A 25,252-nucleotide genomic window follows, 5' to 3' on the forward strand; every position below is an offset into this window, starting at 1 on the left:
CTCCCAGTGCCCGGGCACCACACGCCCCTCGGCGTTGACGGGGCGCTCGTCGATGTAGACGGGGTCCTTGATCCGCGGAGCCGGTGGTGGCTTCCGTCCGCCACGTCGAGTGGTGCGCCCGGAGCGCAGTGCTAGCAGCTCGCGGGCCAGGGTGGACACCGGGGTGGCATAGATCCACTGGTAGATCGCCTCGTGAGACACCCGGCAAGCCTGATCGTCGGGATACTCGGTCGGCAACCGGCCCGCGATCGAGGCCGGTGACCAGCCACGACGCAGCAGAGCGTGCACGATCCCGCGCAACCGCGGATAGCGGTCCACCGCGAGCTGCTTCGGGCGCGCCCGCGCCGCCTGGGCCCGTTCCTGCGCTGCCGCGGCCCGGTACTCGTGGCGTCCGCCGTGGCGACGGACCTCACGAGAGATCACCGACGGATCACGACCCACCACCGAGGCGATCTGCTTGTAGGACAAGCCTTCCGCCAGACCCCTCGAGATCTCCTCCCGATCCGACAACATCAACATTTCACGCACGGAACATCCTGTCCCGCCCAACTCGCCAAGATCAAGTGCTACGACCGGCAGAACTCACCAAGTTCTTGAACAGCATTGATGATGCCAGCCTTGAGAGCTCGATCATCTGCCGTACGACTACCATTCGGATCTGATCACTGGCTCCCGTCGCTCAAGGCGTACAGCTCGTGGAACGCCGACGGGAGCTCGCGGTGAATCGCGTGTTCCACCGCGGCCACTCGGTCGTGCGGGGCAGGCGGGTTCGGGGCGTGCATGTCATCGCTTGCGGCCCACGCGCTCAGGACGCTGGAAATGCGGAGTGACACGACGAGACCCTAGCTGGTCGTGACCGGACCCCGTCCTGATCGGATGACGACATCGGTGATGCCGACCCGGCCGCCGCGCACCAGGACACGGTGGCGCTCACGAGTCGGGACGGTCTCCCGGTCGGCAACCCGCGAATCGCGTCCTGTCCGTGGCGGCTCGCCCGGTGGTCATCGTCCGGCCGTCGCGGCGCGTTCGCGGTTGGCGCGGATCTCGTCGTGGTGGTCGGCAGCCCAGCCGATCAGCGACGTGACGATCTCGTGGAGGCCGTGCCCCAGCGGGGCGAGGGCGTACTCGACGCGCGGGGGGACCTCGGCGTAGGCGGTGCGGGTGATCAGGCCGTCCTGGTGGAGCTGGCGCAGGGTGAGGGTGAGCATGCGCTGGGAGATGCCGGGGACCTGTCGTTGCAGGTCGGTGTAGCGCAGTGGTCCTGACTGCAGGACCGCGATGATCAGCAGGCTCCACTTGTCGCCGACGCGGTCGAGGGTCTGGCGGATGAAGTCCATGTGTTCGGCAGGAATGGCCGCACACGGCCCGATCGCCGCCGCTCCTGCCGCCGTCTCTCGTTCCGCGGTCGTCTCCATGACGCACATTCCTCTCCGGCACGCACACCGATGTGCCTTTTGTATCGCCTCCCATGCTGGTCCATCATGGCGTTACGCACAAGTCGTAAGTAATGGAGGCGCGTGATGAAGGTGGAGATCTGGTCCGATGTGACCTGCCCGTGGTGCGGGCTGGGGAACCACCGGGTGGCCAGGGCCATCGAGCGGTTCGAACACGCGGACGAGGTGGACCTGGTCCATCACTCGTTCCCGCTCGGCGGCAGCTTCCCGGAGGGGCGCACCTTCTCCGTCCGTGAGGCCCTGCTCCGCCAGCACGGTATCGGCGGCGACCGGGCCGAGGCCTCGACCCGGCGGATCGAGAAGCTCGCCGAGAGCGAGGGCCTGACCCCCTACCGGGTGTTGGACAACGAGGTCGGCAACACCGATCTGGCGCACGAGTTCCTCGCCCACGCCAGCGCCCAGGGCCGCAACCGCGAGGCCTGGGACCTGATCTTCGGGACCTACTTCGGCAGGGCCGAGCCGGTCTTCTCCCTGGAGGACCTGCTGGGTCTGTCCGACGAGCTCGGCCTGGACCGCGAGCAGACCCGCCAGGCCCTGACCGACCGCCGCTACCGCCGGCAGGTCCGCGACGACGCGGCCCGCGCCCAGCGCCTGGGGGCGACCGGTGCGCCGTTCATCGTCGTCGACGGCCGTTACGGCGTGCCCGGCGCCCAGGACAGCGACAGCCTCCTCGAGCTGCTGCGCACGGCCTGGGACGACAGCCACCCCCTGACCCTCGCCACCGCCGGCGGCGATGCCCCGGTCTGCGGGCCGGACGGCTGCGCCGTCCCCGAGCGCGCCTGATCCACCCCTGAACTCCACCCCTGCACTCCTCGAAAGGCACTGCGATCACCATGAGCACCCTGCTGGTCCTCGGCGGCAGCGGCCGCACCGGCGCCCACGTGCTGGAGCACGCGGCCCGGCGCGGCCACCTCGTCCGCGCGCTGGTCCGCAACCCCGACGCGGTGCGGGCGCCGGCCGGCGTCGAGCTGGTCCAGGGCACCCCCGCGAACATCGACGACATCCGCCGGGCCGCGAAAGGCACCGAGGCGGTGATCAGCGTGCTGAACAACGCCCGCGCGTCCGACAACCCGTGGGCCAAGCCGGTCAGCCCGCCGACGTTCATGACCGACGCCGCCCGCGACACCCTCACCGTCATGGGCGAGCAGGGCATCCGCCGCATCGTGCTGACCTCCACCCAGGGCGCGGGCGACGACTGGGCCCGGCTCAACCCGCTGGTCAAGGCGTTCATCACGCTGTCGAACGTCAAGGTGGGCTTCGACGACCACACCGGCGTCGACCAGGTCGTGCGCGCCTCGTCCGACGTCGACTGGACCCTGGCTCGCGCCGTCGCCCTGACCGACAAGCCCGCCTCCGGTCCCGTGCGAGCGGCCGAGGCCGGCACCGAGAAGCCCGGCACGACGATCAACCGCGCCGACCTCGCCCGGTTCCTCGTCCAGACCGTCGAGGACGACGCCTGGATCCGCCAGGCGCCCCTGGTCTGGAACGCACGCCGCTGACCCACTCCGTGATCCACATCCGCCTCATGCGCAACAGCGCTCCGAGCTCGGATGCGCCGTCCGTCGATCGCGACGCCGGACCGGAGTGACCTGACAGCAACCGGCACCCCACCTCCCGAGGACCGCGAGGACACCAGCATGACCAGCACGCTCAGCGGCAAGACCGCCCTCGTCACCGGATCCAGTCGCGGCATCGGCCGGGCCATCGCCCTCGGCCTCGGCCGGGAGGGGGCCCTGGTTCTCCGCGATCGGCTTCAACGCCGTCCTGCTGGTCCTCGCCGTGCTGGTGGCCTGGAGCCGCTTCGGCCCGTACGGCCTCTGAAGCCGCCCGTCACGAGAAAGAGAGTTCCCTGGATGAATGCCGGACGGGTCAACGCCGATCGATCCTCGAAGAAGGCTCGGTTCATCAAGCTCGGGCCGGGCGAGGCCCTGGAGACCCGCGTCGACATCGCACCGCTCTACCTGCTCAAGGCGGGCGCGGCTCACACCGACGGCCAGTACTCGGTCCTCGAGGTGTCGGTGGGTCACGAACTCCCGCTCCACATCCATGAGACCGCCGACGAACTCTTCTTCCTGTTGGACGGCACCCTCCGGGTGACCTTCGACGACGAGCGGCACGAGGTCGGCCCGGGCAGCTTCATGTTCCTGCCGGCCGGGGTTCCCCATGCGATCAAGCCGGTGGGGGAGACCGTGCCGCGTGTTCTGCAGATCTCGGTTCCCGGAGGTTTCGAGCACTTCATCGAAGACATGGTCGAGCTCCAGGCCAAGGGTGACGCGATGGAAATCGATTCCGAGGAGTTCCGGGAGTTCGCGCGCAAGCACGACTGGACCCTGATCGGGTCGACCGGAAGCGCCGATCCCGACCCCGACCGACCGCAGGCCTCGTAGCCGCGGACGACGACCCACCGCCAGAAGGCCGGGCCCGACGGGGTCCGGCCGTACGGCGTCGCGGGCTACGGTCGCCGCATGGTCGCCCCGTCCGCACCCACCGTCCGTGCCGCCGTGCCGGCCGACGCTCCCGGCATCGCCGACGTGTGCACCCGGGCCTACCGGGCCACCTACCGGGACCTGCTGCCGGAGTCGTTCGTCGACGACGTCGTCGCCCGCTTCTACGACGAGGCGCGGGTCCGCGCCGAGACGGTCCCGGCCCCGCCGCACTGGCTGGGCTACGTGGTCGCCGAGGAGACCGGCTCCGTGGTCGGCGCGGCAGGCGGAGCGGTCACGGGCGAGTGGGTCGGCGAGCTCTACGTCCTCTACCTCGACCCGGACCGCCGGGGCGAGGGGATCGGCACCCGGCTGCTCGACCACGTCACCGGGCAGCTGCGCGGCCACGGCGCGACCGAGATGTGGGTGAGCGTCGCCGAGGGCAACGACCTGGGCATCCCGTTCTACCGGGCCCGTGGCTTCGTCGAGCACGACCGCGTCCCGATGCACACCTCCGACGTGGCCGACGGGCTGTGGTCGCTGCGCATGCGCAGGGACATCACCCGCCCGGACTATTGATGAGCCTAACCTCACCTGATGGGGTACGACGGCGCCGGCGAGGGACGCCGCCGTGGAGGTGGCGCAATGGTGCGGGCACGGGCACGACTGGGCGGACTGATCGCGACGGTGCTGGTCGCCGTCGTCCTGGCGGGGTGCGGTGGACCCGCCGCACCCGCCGCGGCACCCACCGGGGCGACGATCGAGCACCGCTACGGCACCACGACGGTTCCGGCGCAGGCCGAGCGCGTCGCCACGGTCGGCTGGAACGACCAGGACTTCGTGCTGGGGCTCGGGGTCGTCCCCGTCATGACCCGCTCGTGGTTCGACGCCTACTGGAGCTTCCCGTGGGTGCGGGCCGTGACGAAGGGGGCCGAGGTCCCGCGGTCCGGTGAGGACGGCATCGACCTGGAGGCCGTCGCCGCGAGCCGGCCGGACGTCATCATCGCGATCTACGAGGACATCGACGAGGACATGTACCGGAAGCTGTCCGCGATCGCGCCGACCGTCGTGCAGTCCTCCGCGTACCCGCCGGAGAAGACCCCGTGGGACGTGCAGCTGCTCACCACGGGCAAGGCCATCGGCCGGGAGGACCTCGCCGAGCGGCGTGCGGCCGGAATTCGTGACCGGATCGCCGCGGTCCGCGCGGCCCACCCGTCGTTCGCCGGGAAGGTGCTCGTCGAGGACTTCGGGCCGGAGAACGGCGGGCACTACCTGATCCCGGCCGGCGACCCGCGGCGCGCGCTGTTCGACGCGCTCGGCTTCGCGACGCAGGAGCACTCCGGGGACGTCAGCGAGGAGCGGCTGGACCTGCTCGACCGCGACGTGCTGTTCGTCAACGGCGCGACCGAGCAGCAGATGACGGCGTCGGTGCCGTTCGCCCGACTCGACGTCGTCCGTGAGGGCCGCACGCTCTACACGACGTTCTCCGACCCGCTGGGCGGCGCGTTGTCCTACGGCGGCCCGGACGCGTTGCTGTACGCGATCGACCAGCTGGAGCCGCAGCTCGCCGCCGCGACGACCCGCTGACCGCTCAGGCGGTGTGGGTGAGCGTGGCGGCCACCCCGGTCGCCCCGGCCAGCACCAGCACCTCCACTGCGGCCCACACCAGCACCGGGAGCCGCCCTGCCCGCAGCCGGGACCGGGTGATGCCACCGAGCGCGGCGGCGACCGCGAGCAACACGACCTTGGTGGCCACGACCGCGCCGTAGGCGGTCGTGACCAGCTCGACGGGTGCGGAGAGCCGTGCGGTGGCGGCCAGCGCCCCGGACACCCCCAACGCCACCACGGCGCCGAGCGCGAGCCGGGAGAACCGCGGCAGCGCGACCGCGAGCACGTCCGTGTCGCGAGCGGTGACCAGCACCGCGCCCAGCCCGCCGAGCCACAGCAGCGCCGCCGCGACGTGCACGACGACCGCGGGCACCGCGAACCAGGCGACCGTGGACGCCGCGGTGTGCCCGGTCGCCACCGGGGCCGCCGCTGCGACGACGACCAGCACCAGCGCGAGCGCGGCGGGCCCCGGCCCGGTGCCCGGCCGCGCGGGCCGCGACCCGGCGACCCCGGCCAACGCCAGCGCCGCGGCCACCGCGACGAGCTGACCGGTCCCGGCGCGGGGCCCGGTCAGGAACTCCAGCACGTCCGGTCCGCGGACCTCGGTGAGCCTCCGACCGGACACCAGCGCGCCGCGGACGAACGTCTCCGCCACCAGCACGGCCGACCACAGCGGGGCGGCGGCGGTCAGCACCCGGTCGGCACCCGGCGTCCGGCCGGGGGCGAGCAGCACGGCCAGTGCCGCCCCCGCCGCGACGACTGCGAGGAGGTCGGCCGCGGCCCGTGCCAGGGTCTGCGCGAGGTCCGCGGCGACCCCGTCCGGCCCGATCCCGCGGGTGACCACGGCGACGACGACCGCAGCCCCGAGCAGCACGGCACCCCACCCGGCGACGGCCGGAGCGGGCTCGCGCACCCGGCCGCCCGGCGTCCCGGCGCCACCGTCGCCCGGCACACCGTCTGGCGGGATGCCGTCGGCCGGGACGCCGTCGCCGTGGACGGAACCGGCGATGGTCAGCCCCGCGACCGGCGCAGCGCGAACGCCGCCCCGGCCCCGATCACCACGACGGCCGCCACGCCCCACGGCCAGACCGGCGGGCCGCCGTCGTCGGCCGCGGTGGGGACGGTCTGCGGCGCGGCCTCGGGCTCGGCGGCGGTCGCAGCCGCGGAGGTGCGCCCCGGGGTCGCGGCGGCCGCGCCCGGCCCGGGGGAGGTGAGGGTGAACGGCACCGTGCCCGAGACGGGGTGGCCGTCGTCGGAGACCACCCGGTAGGTGATCGTGTAGCCGCCGGCCGCACCGAGCGGGCGCAGCGGCACGGTGAGGGTGGCGCCGTCGCCGGTGGCGGGGCCCGCCGCGTAGTCGGTGCCGCCGGGGCCGGTCACCGAGACGGTGGCGTCGGCGGCCGCGATCTCCTCGGAGAAGGTCAGCGACACCGATGTCGGCGCGGTGCCGACCTGCGCGTTCGCGGCGGGACTGCTGGACTCGAGCTCGGTGTGCGCCCAGGCCGGCGAGGCCCCGACGAGGAGGGCGAGCAGCACGGCGGGGAGGGCGACCGCGAGGCGGCGGAGTACGGGGCTCACGCCGGGTTGGTCGTCGCGCGGTCGGCGCGGGTTCCGGAGGTCACCCGCACGGAGCAGCCGTCAGCGCCAGGACGGGAGCCACAGCTCGGCCTGCCAGTGCGCCGCGGTGATCGGGTCACCGACCAGGATCGGCCACAGCCACACGAAGTTGACCCCGATCAGCGCCACCCACGTCGCGACGACGAGCAACCCGTTCCGCCGCCGGCGTGCGCTCATCCGGGAGTGGCCCAGCATCTGCCCCATCGCCAGCACGACGCCCAGGACCAGGAACGGCACCACCGGCATCATGTAGAAGAAGTACATCTGCCGGTCGAGGTTGAGGAACCACGGGAGGAACCCGGCGCCGTAGCCGACGAGCACCGCCGTCCAGCGCCAGTCGACCCGGGTCACCGCCCGCCACAGCCCCCACAGCAGCACCGGGATCGCCGGCCACCACAGCGCCGGGGTGCCGATCAGCATGACCGCCGAGACGCACTCGGTCTCCCCGCAGCCGGTGGCGTCGTCGGCGTAGCGGTAGAGCATCGGGCGCAGCCCCATCGGCCACGTCCAGGGCTTCGACTCCCAGGGGTGCGCCCCCGCGGACCGGGTCGTCAGGTTCTCGTGGAAGGCCAGGGCCTGGCCGTGGTAGTACCAGAGCGAGCGGAGCGCGTCGGGCACCCAGGCGAACGCGCCGCCGGTCCCGATCTCCCGGCCGACCTGGTGCCGGTCGATCCCGGTCTCGCTGCCGAACCACGCCCACCAGGACCCGACGTAGGTCAGCACCGGGATCAGCACGAGCGCCCACAGCGCAGGGGCGACGTCGCGGACCATCGTGCCCACCCACGGACGGGCGACCCCCGCACGGCGGCGCACCGACACGTCCCACAGCACACAGAGCAGCCCGAACGCGGCGACGTAGTAGGCGCCGTTCCACTTCACCGCCGACGCCAGGCCGAGCGAGACGCCCGCGGCGAGCCGCCACCAGCGCACCCCCCACCGCGGGCCCCAGACGGTCTCGGCGACCCGCCCCTCGGCGACGACCCGCGCCATCCGGGAGCGGACGTCGTCGCGGTCGGCGAGCAGCGCGGCGAACGCGGCCACCACGAACAGCGCGGAGAAGACGTCGAGCATCCCCATCCGCGACTGCACGTGCGACAGCCCGTCCGCGCACAGCAGCAGCCCCGCCAGCCCACCGAGCGCGGTCGAGCGGGTCAGCCGACGGCCTGCGCGGACGACCAGCAGGACCGTGAGCACCCCGGCCAGCGCGGCCGAGACCCGCCAGCCGACGCCGTCGTAGCCGAACACCATCTGACCCAGCGCGATCAGCTGTTTCGCCAGCGGTGGGTGGACGATCTTCTCGTAGCCGGGGTTGCTCTCCACCCCGCCGTTGCGGACCATGTCCCACGCCTGCGGGACGTAGTGCTTCTCGTCGAAGACGGGCGTCCCGCGGTCGGTGGGCTCGCCGAGGTCGTAGAAGCGCAGCAGCGCCGCGACCAGCACGACCCCCGCGGTGACCAGCCATCCACGCAGCCGGTCCGACGGCGGCGGCGCACCGAGCCGCGCGGCCGGGCCGGGATCGGCGCGGCGCAGCGTGGGCGGGGTGCCCCGCGGGATCAGGCCGGGCTCGGGTGCCGCTCCGGCGACCCGGCTCCCGGGATCGGCGCTCGTGGTGGCCATCGCGTCCGATCGTAGGCTGGCCCGCGTGACTCCCGCCCCCGACTCCACGCCCGACACGGCCCCGACGACCGGTCGTCTGGTCCTGGCCGCGACCCCGCTGGGCGATCCGCGGGACGCGTCGCCGCGGCTGCGGGAGCTCATCGCCACCGCGGACGTGATCGCCGCCGAGGACACCCGCCGGTTCCGGCACCTCGCCGCGGCGCTGCCGGTCACCTACACGGGCCGGATCGTGAGCCACTACGACGCCGTCGAGGCCGAGCGGCTGCCCGGCCTGCTGTCCGCGGTCCGCGACGGCGCCACCGTGCTCGTCGTCTCCGACGCCGGGATGCCCGCGGTCTCCGATCCCGGATACCGGCTGGTCGCCGCGGCCGCCGCCGAGGACCTGCCGGTCACCTGCGCCCCCGGACCGTCCGCGGTGACGACGGCGCTGGTGCTGTCCGGGCTGCCGTGCGAGCGGTTCTGCTTCGACGGCTTCCCCCCGCGGCGCTCCGGTGAGCGCCGGCGCTGGCTGGAGACCCTGCGCGACGAGCGCCGTGCGGTGGTGTTCTTCGAGTCGCCGCGGCGCACCGCGGACACCCTCGCCGACGCCGTCGCGGTGCTGGGCGCCGACCGCCGCGCCGCGGTCTGCCGGGAGCTGACCAAGACCCACGAGCAGGTCGTCCGCGGCACGCTGGGCGAGCTGCACGAGTGGGCGGTCTCCGGGGACGTGCTCGGTGAGGTGACCGTGGTGCTGGCCGGTGCCGAGGCCCGCGAGGCCCCGCCGGTGGAGTCCCTGGTCGACGCCGTGCGCGAGCGCACCGACGACGGCGAGCGCCTCAAGGACGCCGTGGCCGCCGTGGCGGAGGCCGCGGGGGTGCCCAAGCGCGACCTCTACAACGCCACCCTCGCCGCACGGGACTGACGCCGCACCCCGCGGGCGGCCGTCGCACCCGTCGCGGCCGGTGCGAGGACGCCCGTCCGGGGTGCGCCGGCGGGCCGGGACGGGCGCGCCGTCAGGCGGTCGCGGGCGTGCGCGTCGGGAGCGCCCGCATGACGGGCTCGACGCAGCGCGCGGCGATCGGGCCCAGCACCGCCATGATCAGCACGTACGCCGTGGCCAGCGCGGACAGCTCGGCGGGCACGGCGGCGTAGCCGACGGCGAGCCCGGCGATGACGATGGAGAACTCCCCGCGCGCGATCAGTGCCGCCCCGGCGCGCGCCCGGCCCATCCGGCCGATCCGCGCCCGCTTCGCCGCCCACCAGCCCGTGGCGTACTTGGTCGCGGTGGTCGAGACGACGAGCACCAGCGCCCAGCCGAGCACCGGCGGGATCGCCCGCGGGTCGGTCGAGAGCCCGAACACCACGAAGAACACCGCGGCGAACAGGTCGCGCAGCGGCTCCAGCAGCTTGGTGGCGTTCTCCGCGGTGGACCCGGAGATCGCGATGCCCAGCAGGAACGCCCCGACCGCGGCGGAGACCTGCATGGCCTGGGCGAACCCGGCGACGAGCAGCGCGGCACCGAGCACCTTGAGCAGGAAGACCTCGCGGTCGTCGGAGTCGACGACCGCCGAGACGTAGCGGCCGTAGCGCAGCGCGACGACGAGCACCACCGAGATCACCGCGAGCGACACCGCGACCGCACCGACCCCGCCCCACAGCGTCACGCCGAGCAGCAGCGCGGTGAGGATCGGCAGGTACAGCGCCATGACGAGGTCCTCGAACACGAGCACCGACAGCACCACCGGCGTCTCCCGGTTGCCGAGCCTGCCCAGGTCGGACAGGACCTTCGCGACGATCCCGGAGGAGGAGATGTAGGTGACTCCGCCCAGCACCATCGCCCCGACCGCGCCCCACCCCAGGACCAGCGCGACCGCGACGCCGGGTGCCGCGTTGAGCACGATGTCGACGATCCCCGCGGTCCAGGACCGGCGCAGCCCGGTGACGAGCTCGACCGCGGAGTACTCCAGCCCGAGCAGCAGGAGCAACAGCACGACGCCGACCTCGCCTGCCAGCGAGGTGAAGTCGCCGATGTCGCCCAGCGGGACGACCCCGCCCGCCCCGAACGCGAGTCCGCCGAGCAGGTAGAGCGGGATGGGGGACAGACCGATCCGCTGGGCGAGCCTGCCGAGCAGTCCGAGCCCGAAGAAGACGGCGCCGAGTTCGAGCAGTTCGAGTGCGGTGTGGTCCACGGCTACCGGGGCGGCCTCAGCCGCGCGCGAGGATGTCGGCGGCCTGCTCCAGCTTCTCGGCCGTCCCGACGGCGATCACGATGTCCCCGGCCGCCAGCACGTGGGCCGGCGTCGGCGACGGGATCACCTGGCCCGCGCGCATGATCGCGACGACCGAGACCTGGGTGCGGGTGCGCAGCGCGGTGTCGCCGAGCGGACGGCCGTCGAACGGGCTGTTGAGCTTGATCGGCATCTTGCGGGTGGTGATGCCCGGCAGGTCCGCGTGCTCGTCCTTGAGCTGGTTGACCAGCTGCGGGGCGCCGAGCAGGTTCGCCAGTGCGCCCGCCTCCTCGGTGGTCAGCGGCAGCTCCGCGACGCAGGCGTCCGGGTCGTCGGCACGGGAGAGGATCAGGTCGATCTTCCCGTCGCGGTGCGCGATGACCCCGACCCGGCGGCCGCTGCGCAGCTCGATCTCCTTCCGCACCCCGATCCCGGGCAGCGGCGTCACGTCGACGTTCACCCCCGCAACGGTACGCCGCGCACGCCTGCCGGTGGAAACACGCTCGTGACCGGCACCGCCGAATGAGCGGGTCCGGCCGGGGGTAGCCGGAGACCATGCCTTCGGACCTGCCCCCGCACGTGATCGTGCTGTTCGGCGCCACCGGCGACCTGGCGAAGCGCAAGCTCTTCCCGGGCCTGCTCCACCTGCGCAACGAGGGACTGCTGCCCGAGGACTTCCGGGTGATCGGGTCCGGGCGGCACTCGCCCGGTTCCGACGACGAGTTCCGCGACCGCATCCGCGACGCCCTGCCCGACGACACCGGCTGGGACGCGTTCGCCCCGCGGCTGAGCTTCGTCGTCTCCGACGCCGAGGACGGTGCCGACCTGGCCGACGCCGTGCGCGCCGCGGAGAAGGAGCTCGGCGGCGACGACGCCGACGTGCGCCGGCTCGTCTACCTCTCCGTCCCGCCGGCCGCGATGACCCCGATGGTCGCGATGCTCGGGGAGACCGGGATCGCCGAGCGCTCCCGGCTGGTGCTGGAGAAGCCGTTCGGCACCGACCTGGAGTCGGCCCGGGAGCTCAACGCGGGCCTCAAGGAGGTCTACGACGAGCAGGACATCTTCCGCATCGACCACTTCCTGGGCAAGGAGTCGCTGCAGAACGTGCTCGCCCTGCGCTTCGCCAACGGCCTGTTCGAGCCGGTGTGGAACCGGCAGAACATCCGCTACGTGCAGATCGACGTGCCCGAGGAGATCGGGATCGAGGGCCGGGCGTCGTTCATGGAGTCCACCGGCACGTTCCGGGACATGATCTCCACCCACCTGTTCCAGATCCTGGGCTTCGTGGCGCTGGAGCCGCCGTACGAGATCGCGCCGGACGCGCTGCACACGGAGAAGGCGAAGGTCTTCCACTCGATCCGCCCGCTCGACCCGTCGCGGGTGGTGTTCGGCCAGTACGCCTCCTACCGCGACGAGGAGGGCGTCGCCGACGACTCGACCGCCGAGACCTTCGTCGCGCTGGAGACCTACGTGGACGACTGGCGCTGGTTCGGGGTCCCGTTCTTCCTGCGCACCGGGAAGCGGATGGGGGCGACCCGGCGCACCGTCACCATCGGTTTCGACGAGCCGGCGCTGACGATGTTCCCGGGCGGCTCGTTCACCGGCGCCGCCACCGGCAGCGCGCCGACCGAGCTGGTCGTCGAGCTGGCCGACCAGGTCACCGCCGAGCTCGACGTGCGGGCGAAGGTCCCCGGCCCGGAGCTGAAGGTCGGACGCGGGCGGATGCGGCTCGACCTCGACGGGATCGGCGACCCCGACGACGCGCTGGAGGCCTACGAGCGGCTGCTCCTGGACGTCATGAAGGGCGACCGCACGCTGTTCACCTCGACCGAGGAGGTCGAGCGGCTCTGGGAGCTGTGCGACCCGGTGCTCGCCGACCCGCCGCGGACGCAGACCTACGCCGACGGGTCCTGGGGCCCGCAGGACGCGCTCGACCTGCCCGGCCCGCGCGGCTGGCGGGTGCCGGAGTGAGCCCCACCCGTTCCGACGACTACCTGCCGATCGCCGAGCACGGCATCGTCGGGGACCTGCGTTCGGCGGCGCTGGTCGGCACCGACGGCACGGTCGACTGGTTCTGCCCCGGCCGGTTCGACGCACCCAGCGTGTTCGCCTCGCTGCTCGACGCCGGCCGCGGTGGGCACTGGCGGCTCGCGCCGTGCGTCGACGGGACCGAGCTCGCCAGCCAGCAGCAGTTCTACTACCCCGACTCCAACATCCTCATCACCCGCTTCCTCACCTCCGACGGCATCGTCGAGGTGCAGGACTTCATGTCGTTGCTGGGCCCGCACGACCCGGACCACCGCCAGCGCCTGGTCCGCCGGGTCACCGGCGTCCGCGGCTCGGTGCCGATGACGGTCGAGGTCGTGCCCCGGCCCGACTACGCCCGGGAGACACCGAAGGTGGAGACCGCCGGGGCGGGCATCCGGTTCACCGGCAGCGGCGTGACGCTGGACCTGACGTCGTCGGTGGAGCTGGAGGTCACCGACCACGCGGCGGGCGCGGAGTTCCGCACCGCCGAGGGCCGCACCGAGGTGTTCGTGCTGGAGGTCGACGCGACCGACGAGCCCACGGCCTGCGACGACGCCGCGGAGGAGCTGTTCACCGGGACGGTCGCGTTCTGGAAGGACTGGCTGGCGCACTCGTCGTACACGGGGCGGTGGCGCGAACGGGTGCACCGCTCGGCGCTCACCCTGAAGCTGCTCACCCACGAGCCGACCGGGGCGGTGATCGCGTCGCCGACGATGGGGCTGCCCGAGCAGCTCGGCGGCGAGCGCAACTGGGACTACCGCTACGTGTGGATGCGCGACGCCGCGTTCACCCTCTACGCCCTGCTGCGGCTCGGGTTCACCGAGGAGGCCGGGGCGTTCATCGGGTGGCTGTCCGGGCGGTTCGGCTCCACCCGCGACGGTGAGCAGGGCCCGCTGCGCGTGATGTACACGATCGACGGCGACGAGACCCCCGACGAGGTGGAGCTCGACCACCTCGAGGGCTACCGCGGCTCGCGCCCGGTGCTGGCCGGCAACGGCGCGTCCGCGCAGCTGCAGCTCGACATCTACGGCGAGATCATCGACTCGGTCTACCTCTACGACAAGTACGGCGACGGCGTCGGTCACGCGGACTGGTCCCACCTGTGCACGATCCTGGACTGGCTGCGCGAGCACTGGGACTCACCCGACGAGGGGATCTGGGAGACCCGGGCGGGACGCCAGGACCACGTGTTCTCCCGGCTGATGTGCTGGGTCGCGGTCGAGCGGATGATCCGGATGGCGCGCCGGCGGGGACTGCCCGGCGACGTGGGGGCCTGGACCACCACCCGCGACGAGATCTACCACCAGATCATGGACCGCGGCTGGGACCCGGACGTGGGACCGCGCGGGTCGTTCGTGCAGCGCTACGGCGCCCGCACGCTGGACGCGTCGGTCCTGCTCATGCCGATGGTGAAGTTCTGCGCACCCACCGAACCGCGGTTCCTCGCCACCCTGGACGCGATCAACGACGACCTCGTGGTCGACACCCTGGTGTTCCGCTATGACGTCGAGGACTCGCCCGACGGCCTCGACGGCGAGGAGGGGACGTTCTCGATGTTCTCGTTCTGGAACGTCGAGGCGATGACCAGGGCCGGGTGGCTGGAGCAGGCCCGGATCGCGCTGGAGAAGATGTTCTCCTACGGCAACCACCTGGGCCTCTACGCCGAGGAGATCGGCCTGACCGGGGAGCAGCTGGGCAACTTCCCGCAGGCGTTCACGCACCTGTCGCTGATCAGCTCGGCGATCAACCTGGACCGGGCGCTGGGGTGAGGCTCAGCGGGTGAACAGGCACGCCTCGTAGAGCCGGGCCCCGTGCTCCAGGGCCTGCTCCCGGGTGACCGGGCTCTCCGGGTCCAGCCAGGCGAGCACGGTCTCGCCCATCCCACCGAGGCAGAAGTGCCCGGCGACGCGCAGGTCGTCGGGCTCGATCCGGCTGTCGGCGGCGCCGGCGACCATGAGTTCGGCGAAGCCGCGGTTGGCGCTGCGCCGGCGCGCCACCAGCTCCGGGCAGCCGACCGCGTCGATCAGCGCGACCACCCGTCGCGGGTCGCGGTCGACGTCGTCGAACCACGCGGTGAGGGCGGCCCGGATCTGGGCGGCCGGGTTCGGGGCCGCCGACTGCACCGCGGCCATCGTGGCGGCGGCGCGCTCGTCGACGACGTGGTCGAACACCGCACACCCGAGCTCGACGCCCGAGGCGAACTCCGCCGCGGCCGAGGCGGGCAGCCCGGCCCGCTCCGCGGCGGCTCCGGGGTCGACGGCGGACCAGCCGCCGTCCACCCACTGCTGCAGGGCCGCGTCGAGGAGGGCCTCGCGGTCCCGTTCACCCCGCTCCATGGGCGTCACTATGGCACCGGCCGGGCGGGTGGCCCCGGTTTCCGGGCCCTATCACCATCTTTGGTGATGTGCCGCCGCAGAAGGCGTTGGCGGCGATGAATACGCTGGAGGGCATGAGCAAAGCCGTGCTGACCGCCGTGGCGTGGCCCTACGCCAACGGCCCCCGGCACATCGGCCACGTGTCCGGCTTCGGTGTGCCCTCCGACGTGTTCGCCCGGTACCGGCGGATGGCGGGGGACCGGGTGCTGATGGTGTCCGGCACCGACGAGCACGGCACCCCGATCCAGGTCCAGGCCGACGCCGAGGGGCTGACCCCGCGCCAGCTCGCCGACAAGTACAACGACGTGATCACCGACGACCTGCAGGGTCTCGGGCTGAGCTACGACCTGTTCACCCGCACCACGACGTCGAACCACTACCGCGTGGTGCAGGACATGTTCACCGCGCTGTACAAGAACGGCTACGTCGTCCCGAAGACCCAGCTGGGCGCGATCAGCCCGTCCACCGGCCGCACGCTGCCCGACCGCTACATCGAGGGCACCTGCCCGATCTGCGGCTACGACGGCGCCCGCGGCGACCAGTGCGACAACTGCGGCAACCAGCTCGACCCGGCCGACCTCAAGAACCCGCGCTCGCGGATCAACGGGGAGACCCCGAAGTTCGTCGAGACCGAGCACTTCTTCCTCGACCTGCCCGCCTTCTCCGAGGCGCTCGGCAGCTGGCTGTCGACCCGCACCGACTGGCGGCCCAACGTGCTCAGGTTCTCCGCGAACCTGGTGGAGAACCTCAAGCCGCGCGCCATCACGCGGGACCTGGAGTGGGGCGTGCCCGTCCCGCTCGACGTCTGGTCGGACAACCCGCTCAAGAAGATCTACGTCTGGTTCGACGCCGTCATCGGCTACCTGTCCGCCTCGGTGGAGTGGGCCCGCCGCGGCCCGGACCCGGACGCGTGGAAGCAGTGGTGGACCGACCCGGCCGCCGAGGCCTTCTACTTCATGGGCAAGGACAACATCACCTTCCACTCGGTGATGTGGCCGGCGATCCTGCTCGGGCAGAACGGCGCGGGCGACCGCGGCGGCGAGCCCGGGCCCTACGGGACGCTGGACCTGCCCAGCGAGGTCGTGTCCTCGGAGTACCTGACGATGAGCGGGTCGAAGTTCTCGACCAGCCGCGGGACCGTGATCTACGTCGGGGACTTCCTGCGCGAGTTCGGTCCGGACGCATTGCGCTACCACATCGCCGTCGCCGGGCCGGAGAGCCAGGACGTCGACTTCACCTGGGACGAGTTCGTCCGCCGGGTCAACTTCGAACTGGCCAACGAGTGGGGCAACCTGGTCAACCGCTCCATCTCGATGGCCCACAAGAACGTGGGTGCGATCCCGACCCCGACGGCGCCCCGGCAGGCCGACGCCGAGCTGCTCGCGTACTCCCGGGCCGGGTTCGACACCGTCGGCGGGCTGCTCGCCCGGAACCGGTTCAAGCAGGCCGCGGGCGAGGCGATGCGCGTGGTCACCGCGGCGAACCGGTACCTGTCCGACCAGGAGCCGTGGAAGCGCAAGGACGACCCGGAGCGCCGGGACACGATCCTGCACACCGCGCTGCAGGTCGTGCAGGACGCCAACACGCTGCTCACCCCGTTCCTGCCGCACGCCGCGCAGAAGGTGCACGAGGCGCTCGGCGGCACCGGGGTGTGGGCCGCGCAGCCGGAGAAGACGACCGTCGACGACCTCGGCGACGGCCCCGCCTACCCGGTCCTCACCGGTGACTACGCGGCCGAGCAGGCCCACTGGGGCTCCTCGCCGATCGAGGTGGGGCGTCCGCTGGCCAAGCCGTCGCCGATCATCGCCAAGCTCGCGCCCGAGCTGGGGGAGACCGGGCCGGAGTGGGCCCCGGTCCAGAAGTGAGCTCCGCGACGGGCGGGGACGCGGACCGGCCACCGGCGGGCCGGCGTCCCCGCCCCGAGCCGCCCGAACCGCTCGCCGCACCCACGATCGACAGCCACACCCACCTCGACGCCTGCGGCTGCGAGACCGACGCCGACGTCGTCGCCGCGATGGACCGGGCAGCGGCGGTCGGCGTCGTCGGCGCGGTCACCGTCGCCGACGACCTCGACGGCGCCCGGTCCGCGGTCCGGGCCGCGCACGCCGACGACCGGGTGTGGGCGGCCGTCGCGCTGCACCCCACCCGGACGGCGCGGGTCACCGCCGGAGATCTCGCCGAGATCGAGCGGCTGGCCGCCGACGAGCGTGTCGTGTCGATCGGCGAGACCGGCCTGGACTACTACTGGGACCACAGCCCGCCCGCCGCGCAGCAGGACGCGTTCCGCTGGCACATCGGGCTGGCCAAGCGCACCGGCAAGCCGCTGATGATCCACGACCGGGACGCCCACACCGACGTCCTGCGGATCCTGCGCGAGGAGGGCGCCCCGGAGACGGTGGTCTTCCACTGCTTCTCCGGGGACGCCGCGATGGCGCGGGAGTGCGCCGACGCCGGGTACGTCCTGTCCTTCGCCGGCCCGGTCACCTTCAAGCGCAACGACGAGCTGCGCGCCGCGGCGGCCCTCGTCCCCGCCGGTCAGTACCTCGTGGAGACCGACGCGCCGTTCCTCACCCCGCACCCGCACCGCGGCCGGGCCAACGAGCCCTACGTGCTGCCGTGGACCGTGCGCGGGGTCGCCGCGACCCGCGGGGAGCCCGAGGCACTGGTCGCCGAGACGGCCCGCCGCAACGCCGAACGGATCTTCCGGCTGCGCACGACCGATTGACGCCGTCCGCCGTGATGAGCGGCGGGGTTGTCGTCACTCACCGTCGATCCCCGGCCGCTCGTCGCCACGCGCGCGTCGGACACGCTGCTCCGGGTCACGGTCCGCTAACGTCCGTCGTCGTACCCGCCGGGACGGGGTCGCTCCCCCGACCCGCGGGACGACGACCGGTCCGCTCCCCAGCGACGGTTCCGCTCCCCGGCACCGCGCCGGTCGTCGTTCCCGCAGGTCATGACTCCTTCCCGGACAGCCGAGACCCCGGGAAGTCATGTCTTCGCGTCACGCCGCACCGCTCGCCGACGACGAGCTCACGCGACCGCTCCCCGCCGTCGCGCCCGCCGGTCTCGCCGGCGACGAGGCCGGGTTCGTCACCTACGAGGGCCGTCACCGCCCGGCCGCCGCCCGCTCCCGGGCCGGGGTCCGGACCGCCGCCGCGGCCGCGCTGTTCTCGGTCCCGACCGGTGGGCTCGCCGCCGCGGTGCTCTCCGCCCCCGCCGAGCAGCCCGCCCAGGAGCTCCATGCGGGGCTCGCCGCGAACGCCACCGATCTCGGCACGGCGTCGATGAACCTCGACCGGGCGTCCTCCCCGGCGTCGTTCGCCCCGGTCACCGCCCCGACCACCGGCTCGGACATCGTGAACGCCCAGATCGTCGAGTCCCAGAAGCTCCCGGTGCCGGAGCAGGAGGTGCAGGACCCGTCGCTCGACGAGGGCACCCGCACCGTCGTCGACCCGGGCCGCGAGGGCGCCCGCAGCATCATCTGGCGGGTCACCTACGACCAGGGCCGCGAGGTCGCCCGCGAGCGCATCGGCGCCGGTCAGGACACCCCGGCCCTGCCGCGCGTGGTGAAGGTCGGCACCAAGAAGAAGGTCGAGGAGATCGTCGAGAAGGCCGGCGCGAAGGCGACGTCCTCGGCGCCCGCCGTCTCCAACGGCGCGACCTGGGACAAGCTCGCCAAGTGCGAGTCCGGCGGGAACTGGAGCATCAACACCGGCAACGGCTACCAGGGCGGGCTGCAGTTCAACAAGCAGACCTGGCAGGCCTACGGCGGCGGGCAGTACGCCCCGACCGCGGACAAGGCCTCCCGCGAGGAGCAGATCGCGGTCGCCGAGAAGGTCAAGGACGACCGCGGCGGGTACAGCGCCTGGCCGTCCTGCTCGTCCAAGCTCGGCCTGAGCTGATCCCGCACGCATCCCGCCCGGGGTGCCCCGCGAGAATGGTTCCGTGAGCGACCACGGGACCGACGGCGGCCGGAGCCGCAGCATCGACGCCGACGGCGACCGGAGCACCACCACCGCACGCCTGCTGGGCCCGGCCGACGTCCGGGTGCTGGCCGAGCGGCTCGGTCTGCGTCCCACCAAGAAGCTCGGGCAGAACTTCGTCCACGACGCCAACACGGTCCGCCGGATCGTGAAGTCCGCCGGCGTCGACGGTGACGACGTGGTCCTCGAGGTCGGCCCCGGGCTGGGCTCGCTCACCCTGGCGCTGCTGCCGGTCGCGGCCCGGGTGCACGTCGTCGAGATCGACCCGGTGCTGGCGGGGCTGCTGCCCGAGACCGTCGCCGAGCGTGCCCCCGGGCTGGCCGGTCGCCTCACCGTGACCGGGGCCGACGCCATGCGGGTCGGCGCGGACCGGCTGGCGGCCGACGCCGGGCCCGGGGCGTCGCCGCCCACCGCGATCGTCGCGAACCTGCCCTACAACGTCGCGGTGCCGGTGATCCTGCACCTGCTCGCCGAGCTGCCGTCGCTGCGGACCGGGCTGGTCATGGTGCAGGCCGAGGTCGCCGACCGGCTCGCCGCGGGACCCGGCTCGCGCGAGTACGGCGCCCCCAGCGCCAAGCTCGCCTGGTACGCGGCGGCCCGCCGCGCCGGGCCGGTGCCGCGCGCGGTGTTCTGGCCGGTCCCCGGCGTCGACTCCGGACTGCTGGCCTTCACCCGGCACGACCCGCCCGCCGACGCCGACCGGGCGGCGACCTTCGCGGTCGTCGACGCGGCGTTCGCCCAGCGTCGCAAGGTGCTGCGCGGGGCGCTGTCGGGCTGGGCGGGTTCGGCCGCGGCGGCCGAGCAGGCCCTGCGCGCCGCCGGCGTCGACCCGACCGCGCGCGCGGAGACCCTCGCGGTGTCCGACTTCGCCCGGATCGCCCGGAACCGCCCGGCAGGGGACCCTCCCGCCTGAACCGACCGGCCCCGGGGCAGCGCATGATGGCGTGGTGACACGGTCGAGGGAACAGGTGGTCAGCGCCGACGGGACGAGCCCGTGGCCCGCGTTGTGGGCCCTGGTGATCGGGTTCTTCATGATCCTGGTCGACGCCACGATCGTCACCGTCGCGACGCCCGCGCTGCTGACGTCGCTGGACGCCGACGTCAACTCCGTGGTCTGGGTGACCAGCGCCTACCTGCTCGCCTATGTCGTCCCGCTGCTGGTCACCGGCCGGCTGGGGGACCGGTTCGGGCCCAAGCGCGTCTATCTCTGCGGGCTCGCGGTGTTCACCCTGGCCTCGCTGTGGTGCGGGCTCACGTCGACCGTCGGCGCCCTGATCGTCGCGCGGATCGCCCAGGGTCTCGGCGCCGCGATGATGACGCCGCAGACCATGGCCGTCATCACCCGGACCTTCCCGGCGGCCCAGCGCGGACGCGCGATGAGCCTGTGGGGCGCCGTCGCCGGCGTCGCGACCCTCACCGGGCCGATCGTCGGCGGGCTCCTCGTCGGCGGCCTCGGCTGGGAGTGGATCTTCTTCGTGAACGTGCCGGTCGGGGTGATCGCCTTCGTCGCCGCCTGGCGGCTGGTCCCCTCGCTCGAGACCTCGCGCCGCCGGTTCGACGTGGTCGGCGTGGTGTTGTCCGCCGTGGGCATGTTCCTGCTGGTCTTCGGAATCCAGGAGGGGCAGAAGTTCGGCTGGAGCGTCGGCATCTGGGCGCTGATCGGCAGCGGGGTCGTCGTGCTGGTCGCGTTCGTGTGGTGGCAGCGGGTCACCACCAGCGAGCCGCTGGTCACGCTGCGTCTGTTCCGAGACCGGAACTTCTCGCTGGCCAACATCGCGATCTGCACCGTCGGCTTCGCGATCACCGCGCAGGGCTTCCCGCTGATGATCTACGCGCAGAGCGTGCGCGGCTTCAGCCCCACCGAGGCGGCACTGCTGCTCGCACCGCTGGCGATCTTCTCCGGCGCACTCGCCCCGTACACCGGGCGGTTGACCGACCGTGTCCACCCGCGGCTGATCGGCGGATTCGGGATGTCGACGTTCGTCATCGCGCTGGTCTGGCTGGCGGGGGTGATGGGCCCGGACACCCCGGTCTGGCAGCTGCTGCTGCCGCTCACCCTGCTCGGGATCTCCAACTCCTGCGTCTGGGCGCCGATCTCCACCAGCGCCACCCGCAACCTGCCGATGGACCAGGCCGGATCCGGGTCGGGCGTCTACAACACGACCCGTCAGGTCGGCGCGGTGCTCGGCAGCGCGGGCATCGCGGTGCTCATGGAGTCGCGGATCGCCGCGCTCGTCCCGGGCGCGTCGACGACCGGCGGTTCCCCGGAGGTCGCCGCGGCCGGCGGGCCTCTGCCCGAGGCGCTGCGCGATCCCTTCGCGACGGCGATGGCCCAGTCGATGCTGCTGCCCGCGGCCGTGCTGGTCATCGGTGTCGTGGCCGTCGCCTGCTTCGCGACGCCGCGCCACCTGTCCGAGCGCCGCGCCGCCGCCGCGGAGCGTGCTGTCTCGGAGGACTCCCTCACCCGGTAGGCGCAGGCAGCACCGTCGTGCCACTCGCCGGGAACGGGCGTCGGCGTGGGCCGGGCGTCGGTCCTACCGGGTGCCGGTCGTACGGATTCGCTTACCCGGTAAGCGAGTTCGCACGAGAGGCGGTGTCGGTGTCGGCGGCGTCAGGTGGGGCGGCGGTGGCCGGCCTCCCGGTCGTCGCGGGTGCCGGTCCTCCGAGTTCGCTTACCGGGTAAGCGAGTTCGCCGGAAAGGGGTGCTCGTGGCGGGCCGGCCCGCCCCTGCCGCCGGGTCGGGGGCGCGTCGCCCGGAACCGGTGAGCCCGGCCACCCCGAGCGCCGGGCGGCGGCGGTCCGTCCCGTGCTGCCCGTAGGGTTGAGCAGTGCTGTCCGCCGTGCCGCGACCGGTCACCGTCCGGGTTCCCGCGAAGATCAACCTGCACCTCGCCGTGGGCGGGGTGCGGCCGGACGGCTTCCACGACCTGGTGACGGTCTTCCACACCGTCAGCCTGTTCGACGAGATCTCGGTCGAGCCGGCGCAGGAGCCCGCGTTGGAGGTGCACGGCGACGGCGTGGCCGAGGTGCCGCTGGACGCCACCAACCTGGCCTGGCGGGCGGTCGAGCTGCTCGCGGAGCGGGCCGGGCGCGCCCCGGACGTGCGGGTGACCCTGCGCAAGGGCATCCCGGTCGCGGGCGGGATGGCGGGCGGCTCCGCCGACGCTGCGGGCACGCTCGTCGCGCTGTCGTCGCTGTGGCGGCTGGAGCTGGGCCGCGACGATCTCTCCGAGCTGGCCGCCGAGCTCGGATCGGACGTCACGTTCGGTCTGCACGGCGGCACCGCGCTCGGCACCGGCCGTGGCGAGAAGATCATCCCGGTGCTCGCCCGGCACCGGCTGCACTGGGTGATCGCGCTGGCCCGCGGTGGGCTGTCCACCCCGGCGGTGTTCGCCGAGCTGGACCGGCTGCGCGGCGACGGCCCGATCACCGAGCGGCCGGTCGAGCCCGTCCTGGAGGCACTGTCCTCGGGTGACCCGCGCCGGCTCGCGCTGAACCTGGGCAACGACCTGCAGGTCGCCGCCGTCTCGATGGCCCCGGACCTGCGCCGCACCCTGCGCGCCGGGGTCAACGCCGGAGCGCTCGCCGGTCTGGTGTCCGGCTCCGGGCCGACGTGCGCGTTCCTGTGCGCCGACGCCGACTCCGCCGTCGAGGTGGCGACCGAGCTCGCCGGCATGGGGGTGTGCCGCACGGTGCGGGTCGCCCACGGCCCGGCCGGCGGCGCCCGCATCGTCGACACCTCGGAGACGGGCGGCGACCACCCCCCCGACCGCGGCGGCCCCTCGAGCTCCGGCTCATGGCCCCCGGTCCGTGCCTGACCTTCCCGACGGTGGAGACGTAGTTGCCCGAGAACCTGCTCAACCTGGAGAACGTCACCGCACACGTGCCCGGTGACGCCTCCCGCGTCCTGCTCGACGGCGTCTCGCTCGGCGTCGAGCGCGGCGACCGGATCGGCGTCGTCGGCCTCAACGGCGGCGGGAAGTCGACCCTGCTCGACGTGATCACCGGCGACCGCCCGGTCGAGGGCGGCCGGGTCAGCCGCCTCGGCGGCCTGCGGATGGCGCACCTGGTGCAGCACGACCGCTCCCCCGCCGGGTCGACGGTGCGTGACATCGTCCTCGCCGAGTACGGCGCCGACCACGAGTGGGCCGCCGACGCCCGGGTCCGCGACGTCCTCGACGGGCTCGCCATCTCCGACATCGAGCGGCCCACCGACGGCCTGTCCGGTGGCGAGAAGCGCCGGGTCGCGCTCGCCGCGGCGCTGATCGGGGAGCTCGACCTCGTCGTCCTCGACGAGCCGACCAACCACCTCGACGTCGAGGGCATCGGCTGGCTCGCGACGCACCTGACGTCGCGGCGGATCGCACTCGTCGTCGTCACCCACGACCGCTGGTTCCTCGACACCGTCTGCACCCGCACCTGGGAGGTCGCGAACGGCCGGGTCGAGTCCTACACCGGTGGCTACGCCGACTGGGTCTACGCCCGCGCCGAGCGCGGCAGGCAGGCCGACGCCGCCGAGCAGCGCCGCCGCAACCTGGCCCGCAAGGAGCTGGCCTGGCTGCGCCGCGGCCCGCCCGCCCGGACGTCGAAGCCCCGGTACCGGATCGAGGCCGCCGAGGCCCTGATCGCCGACGTGCCCGCGCCGCGCGACACCGTCGAGCTGATGGCGTTCGCGACGAACCGGCTCGGCCGCACCGTGCTGGAGCTGGAGGACGTGACCGTCTCCGTCGCCGGGCGCACCCTGCTCGACGGCGTGACCTGGCGGCTCGGCCCGGGCGACCGGGTCGGCATCGTCGGGATCAACGGCTCCGGCAAGACGACGCTGCTGCGCGCACTGTCCGGGGAACGCGCGCTCGACTCGGGCAGGCGCATCCAGGGCAGCACCGTGAAGATGGCGCAGCTGTCCCAGGAGCTCGTCGACCTGCCCGCCGAGATGCGCGTGCTGGAGGCCACCGAGGCCGTCGCCAAGTACGTGCGGTTCGGCAAGCAGGAGATGACCGCGTCGCAGGTGCTGGAGCGGCTCGGCTTCCCCGCGGCCCGCCAGTGGACCCCGGTCGGACGCCTGTCCGGTGGCGAGCGCCGGCGGCTGCAGCTGACCCGGCTGCTGATGGACGAGCCCAACGTCCTGCTGCTCGACGAGCCCACCAACGACCTCGACGTCGACACCCTCGCCGGGCTGGAGGACCTCCTCGACGGCTGGCCGGGCACTCTGGTGGTCGTCAGCCACGACCGGTACCTCACCGAGCGTGTCTGTGACCAGGTCGTCGCCCTGTTCGGCGACGGCCGCCTCACCCACCTGCCCGGCGGGATCGGCGAGTACCTGACCCGCCGCGCCGCCATGGGCCGTGGGCCGGCCGGGGCCGCACCGACCGCGCCGGTGCCGGCGGGAGCGCCCGTCGCGCAGGCGGCCGGGCCGAAGGCGAGCGCCGCGGAACAGCGGGCCGCCCGCAAGGACGCCCAGCGCCTGGAGCGGCGGATGGGGCAGCTCACCGCGCAGGAGGAGAAGCTGCACGCCAAGCTCGCCGAGGCCGCGACCGAGCCCGGCCGGCTGATGGAGCTGGACCGGGAGCTGAAGGCCGTCGTCGCCGAGCGCGAGAGCGTCGAGCTGGAGTGGCTCGAGGCCGCCGAGCGCGCCGAGGGGTGAGGGGTCTCTCCTACCCTGGTAGGAGAGACCCCGGGTAAGAGATCGGTAGTTCGACCGATCCGCGGCCCCTGGCGCGCCGATACCGTCGTACTCGCGTCACGGCGGGCTGGGGAGCCTCGCCGGAGGCGCGGGGGGATGGACGGGCCGGTTCCGTCGCCACGGTCGGGGGGTGGCGACGGGACCGGGCCCGTGCCGACACCACCCGCAGCCCAGGGTCCGCGGCCGTCGCCGCGATGCCACGGTTCTCTGCCGCCGCCTCTCTGCCGCCGACGCGGTGCCACAGCCGTGCCAGCGCC

The 25,252-nt window shown here is 73.4% G+C and carries 23 protein-coding genes; 15 read left to right on the plus strand and 8 right to left on the minus strand.

The genetic code is table 11. From position 1 onward, the window contains the following. Positions 1 to 519: IS30 family transposase (locus Ae505Ps2_RS30320; protein WP_139320239.1), on the minus strand; the 519-nt coding region annotated here is incomplete at its 3' end. Positions 520 to 1,001: 482 nt separating this feature from the next. Next, a complete protein-coding gene (locus Ae505Ps2_RS11095; RefSeq protein ID WP_337819612.1) occupies positions 1,002 to 1,415 on the minus strand; it encodes a helix-turn-helix domain-containing protein in 414 nt (137 codons plus the stop codon). 105 nt (positions 1,416 to 1,520) lie between these two features. On the opposite strand from Ae505Ps2_RS11095, the gene Ae505Ps2_RS11100 reads away from it, so the two are divergent. From Ae505Ps2_RS11100 to Ae505Ps2_RS11120, 5 genes are all read left to right on the plus strand, one after another. After that, positions 1,521 to 2,237 carry a DsbA family oxidoreductase gene (locus Ae505Ps2_RS11100; protein WP_075308409.1) on the plus strand — a complete coding sequence of 239 codons (717 nt, stop codon included), beginning with the start codon at positions 1,521 to 1,523 and terminating at the stop codon, positions 2,235 to 2,237. A gap of 50 nt (positions 2,238 to 2,287) precedes the next feature. Continuing rightward, on the plus strand, positions 2,288 to 2,953 hold the full coding sequence (locus Ae505Ps2_RS11105; RefSeq protein WP_075308407.1) for an NAD(P)H-binding protein: 666 nt from the start codon (positions 2,288 to 2,290) through the stop codon (positions 2,951 to 2,953). 138 nt (positions 2,954 to 3,091) lie between these two features. Beyond that, the gene (locus Ae505Ps2_RS31945; RefSeq protein ID WP_170917033.1) at positions 3,092 to 3,841 is read left to right on the plus strand and encodes a cupin domain-containing protein; all 750 of its coding nucleotides are present in this window, start codon (positions 3,092 to 3,094) and stop codon (positions 3,839 to 3,841) included. Positions 3,842 to 3,919: 78 nt separating this feature from the next. Continuing rightward, a complete protein-coding gene (locus Ae505Ps2_RS11115) occupies positions 3,920 to 4,456 on the plus strand; it encodes a GNAT family N-acetyltransferase (protein ID WP_075308404.1) in 537 nt (178 codons plus the stop codon). Between the two features lie 18 nt (positions 4,457 to 4,474). Continuing rightward, positions 4,475 to 5,464, plus strand: a complete 990-nt coding sequence (locus Ae505Ps2_RS11120; protein ID WP_233147412.1) for an ABC transporter substrate-binding protein — start codon at positions 4,475 to 4,477, stop codon at positions 5,462 to 5,464. Between the two features lie 4 nt (positions 5,465 to 5,468). On the opposite strand, the gene Ae505Ps2_RS11125 is transcribed toward Ae505Ps2_RS11120, so the two are convergent. The 3 genes from Ae505Ps2_RS11125 to Ae505Ps2_RS11135 all read right to left on the minus strand — a co-directional run bounded on the left by Ae505Ps2_RS11125 (position 5,469) and on the right by Ae505Ps2_RS11135 (position 8,719). Further along, complete coding sequence (locus tag Ae505Ps2_RS11125; RefSeq protein ID WP_170917034.1) at positions 5,469 to 6,398, minus strand: CopD family protein; 930 nt, start codon at positions 6,396 to 6,398, stop codon at positions 5,469 to 5,471. A 98-nt stretch (positions 6,399 to 6,496) separates the two neighbouring features. Continuing rightward, positions 6,497 to 7,063 (minus strand): copper resistance CopC family protein, encoded by a 567-nt coding sequence (locus Ae505Ps2_RS11130; protein ID WP_075308400.1) that lies wholly within the window; start codon positions 7,061 to 7,063, stop codon positions 6,497 to 6,499. Positions 7,064 to 7,123: 60 nt separating this feature from the next. Beyond that, positions 7,124 to 8,719: a phospholipid carrier-dependent glycosyltransferase gene (locus Ae505Ps2_RS11135; protein WP_075308398.1), complete on the minus strand. Its 1,596-nt coding sequence runs from the start codon at positions 8,717 to 8,719 to the stop codon at positions 7,124 to 7,126. A 25-nt stretch (positions 8,720 to 8,744) separates the two neighbouring features. Here Ae505Ps2_RS11135 and rsmI point away from each other — a divergent pair, with 25 nt between their 5' ends. Next, a complete protein-coding gene (gene rsmI, locus Ae505Ps2_RS11140; RefSeq protein ID WP_075308396.1) occupies positions 8,745 to 9,620 on the plus strand; it encodes a 16S rRNA (cytidine(1402)-2'-O)-methyltransferase in 876 nt (291 codons plus the stop codon). Positions 9,621 to 9,711: 91 nt separating this feature from the next. Here the strand turns inward: rsmI and Ae505Ps2_RS11145 are convergent, their stop codons facing one another. Then, entirely contained in the window at positions 9,712 to 10,887 is a 1,176-nt protein-coding gene (locus tag Ae505Ps2_RS11145; protein ID WP_075308394.1) for a cation:proton antiporter, read from the minus strand. Positions 10,888 to 10,903: 16 nt separating this feature from the next. Continuing rightward, positions 10,904 to 11,386: a cation:proton antiporter regulatory subunit gene (locus tag Ae505Ps2_RS11150; protein WP_075308392.1), complete on the minus strand. Its 483-nt coding sequence runs from the start codon at positions 11,384 to 11,386 to the stop codon at positions 10,904 to 10,906. Between the two features lie 95 nt (positions 11,387 to 11,481). On the opposite strand from Ae505Ps2_RS11150, the gene zwf reads away from it, so the two are divergent. Both zwf and Ae505Ps2_RS11160 read left to right on the plus strand, forming a co-directional pair. After that, entirely contained in the window at positions 11,482 to 12,897 is a 1,416-nt protein-coding gene (zwf, locus tag Ae505Ps2_RS11155) for a glucose-6-phosphate dehydrogenase (RefSeq protein WP_075553602.1), read from the plus strand. Beyond that, positions 12,894 to 14,723 (plus strand): glycoside hydrolase family 15 protein, encoded by a 1,830-nt coding sequence (locus tag Ae505Ps2_RS11160; protein ID WP_075553603.1) that lies wholly within the window; start codon positions 12,894 to 12,896, stop codon positions 14,721 to 14,723. Before zwf ends, Ae505Ps2_RS11160 begins: the two co-directional genes overlap by 4 nt. A gap of 3 nt (positions 14,724 to 14,726) precedes the next feature. Here Ae505Ps2_RS11160 and Ae505Ps2_RS11165 read toward each other — a convergent pair whose 3' ends face one another. Continuing rightward, positions 14,727 to 15,290, minus strand: coding sequence for a TetR/AcrR family transcriptional regulator (locus Ae505Ps2_RS11165; protein WP_075332965.1), 564 nt, complete (start codon positions 15,288 to 15,290; stop codon positions 14,727 to 14,729). 113 nt (positions 15,291 to 15,403) lie between these two features. Here Ae505Ps2_RS11165 and metG point away from each other — a divergent pair, with 113 nt between their 5' ends. The 7 genes from metG to Ae505Ps2_RS11200 all read left to right on the plus strand — a co-directional run bounded on the left by metG (position 15,404) and on the right by Ae505Ps2_RS11200 (position 24,956). Continuing rightward, positions 15,404 to 17,194 carry a methionine--tRNA ligase gene (metG, locus tag Ae505Ps2_RS11170; protein WP_075308385.1) on the plus strand — a complete coding sequence of 597 codons (1,791 nt, stop codon included), beginning with the start codon at positions 15,404 to 15,406 and terminating at the stop codon, positions 17,192 to 17,194. Positions 17,195 to 17,280: 86 nt separating this feature from the next. Further along, positions 17,281 to 18,054 carry a TatD family hydrolase gene (locus Ae505Ps2_RS11175; RefSeq protein WP_233147720.1) on the plus strand — a complete coding sequence of 258 codons (774 nt, stop codon included), beginning with the start codon at positions 17,281 to 17,283 and terminating at the stop codon, positions 18,052 to 18,054. 265 nt (positions 18,055 to 18,319) lie between these two features. Then, positions 18,320 to 19,231, plus strand: a complete 912-nt coding sequence (locus Ae505Ps2_RS33995) for a resuscitation-promoting factor (protein ID WP_075308381.1) — start codon at positions 18,320 to 18,322, stop codon at positions 19,229 to 19,231. A gap of 121 nt (positions 19,232 to 19,352) precedes the next feature. Beyond that, a complete protein-coding gene (rsmA, locus tag Ae505Ps2_RS11185) occupies positions 19,353 to 20,225 on the plus strand; it encodes a 16S rRNA (adenine(1518)-N(6)/adenine(1519)-N(6))-dimethyltransferase RsmA (RefSeq protein ID WP_217695651.1) in 873 nt (290 codons plus the stop codon). Between the two features lie 34 nt (positions 20,226 to 20,259). Beyond that, on the plus strand, positions 20,260 to 21,783 hold the full coding sequence (locus tag Ae505Ps2_RS11190) for a DHA2 family efflux MFS transporter permease subunit (protein ID WP_233147413.1): 1,524 nt from the start codon (positions 20,260 to 20,262) through the stop codon (positions 21,781 to 21,783). Between the two features lie 357 nt (positions 21,784 to 22,140). Further along, complete coding sequence (locus tag Ae505Ps2_RS11195) at positions 22,141 to 23,130, plus strand: 4-(cytidine 5'-diphospho)-2-C-methyl-D-erythritol kinase (RefSeq protein WP_075553604.1); 990 nt, start codon at positions 22,141 to 22,143, stop codon at positions 23,128 to 23,130. 23 nt (positions 23,131 to 23,153) lie between these two features. Continuing rightward, positions 23,154 to 24,956 carry an ABC-F family ATP-binding cassette domain-containing protein gene (locus Ae505Ps2_RS11200; RefSeq protein WP_075308375.1) on the plus strand — a complete coding sequence of 601 codons (1,803 nt, stop codon included), beginning with the start codon at positions 23,154 to 23,156 and terminating at the stop codon, positions 24,954 to 24,956. Positions 24,957 to 25,252: the final 296 nt, after the last annotated feature.

It is taken from the genome of Pseudonocardia sp. Ae505_Ps2, assembly GCF_001932425.1.
In the GTDB taxonomy this organism is placed as follows: domain Bacteria; phylum Actinomycetota; class Actinomycetes; order Mycobacteriales; family Pseudonocardiaceae; genus Pseudonocardia.

Bases quoted from the DNA above. Each gene is read 5' to 3' on its own strand.
- Ae505Ps2_RS11100 (WP_075308409.1), top strand. From the start codon at position 1,521: ATGAAGGTGGAGATCTGGTCCGATGTGACCTGCCCGTGGTGCGGGCTG.
- Ae505Ps2_RS11115 (WP_075308404.1), top strand. From the start codon at position 3,920: ATGGTCGCCCCGTCCGCACCCACCGTCCGTGCCGCCGTGCCGGCCGAC.
- Ae505Ps2_RS11135 (WP_075308398.1), bottom strand. From the start codon at position 8,719: ATGGCCACCACGAGCGCCGATCCCGGGAGCCGGGTCGCCGGAGCGGCA.
- metG (WP_075308385.1), top strand. From the start codon at position 15,404: ATGAGCAAAGCCGTGCTGACCGCCGTGGCGTGGCCCTACGCCAACGGC.
- Ae505Ps2_RS33995 (WP_075308381.1), top strand. From the start codon at position 18,320: ATGTCTTCGCGTCACGCCGCACCGCTCGCCGACGACGAGCTCACGCGA.
- zwf (WP_075553602.1), top strand. From the start codon at position 11,482: ATGCCTTCGGACCTGCCCCCGCACGTGATCGTGCTGTTCGGCGCCACC.
- Ae505Ps2_RS31945 (WP_170917033.1), top strand. From the start codon at position 3,092: ATGACCAGCACGCTCAGCGGCAAGACCGCCCTCGTCACCGGATCCAGT.
- Ae505Ps2_RS11095 (WP_337819612.1), bottom strand. From the start codon at position 1,415: ATGGAGACGACCGCGGAACGAGAGACGGCGGCAGGAGCGGCGGCGATC.
- Ae505Ps2_RS11105 (WP_075308407.1), top strand. From the start codon at position 2,288: ATGAGCACCCTGCTGGTCCTCGGCGGCAGCGGCCGCACCGGCGCCCAC.
- Ae505Ps2_RS11120 (WP_233147412.1), top strand. From the start codon at position 4,475: ATGGGGTACGACGGCGCCGGCGAGGGACGCCGCCGTGGAGGTGGCGCA.
- Ae505Ps2_RS11165 (WP_075332965.1), bottom strand. From the start codon at position 15,290: ATGGAGCGGGGTGAACGGGACCGCGAGGCCCTCCTCGACGCGGCCCTG.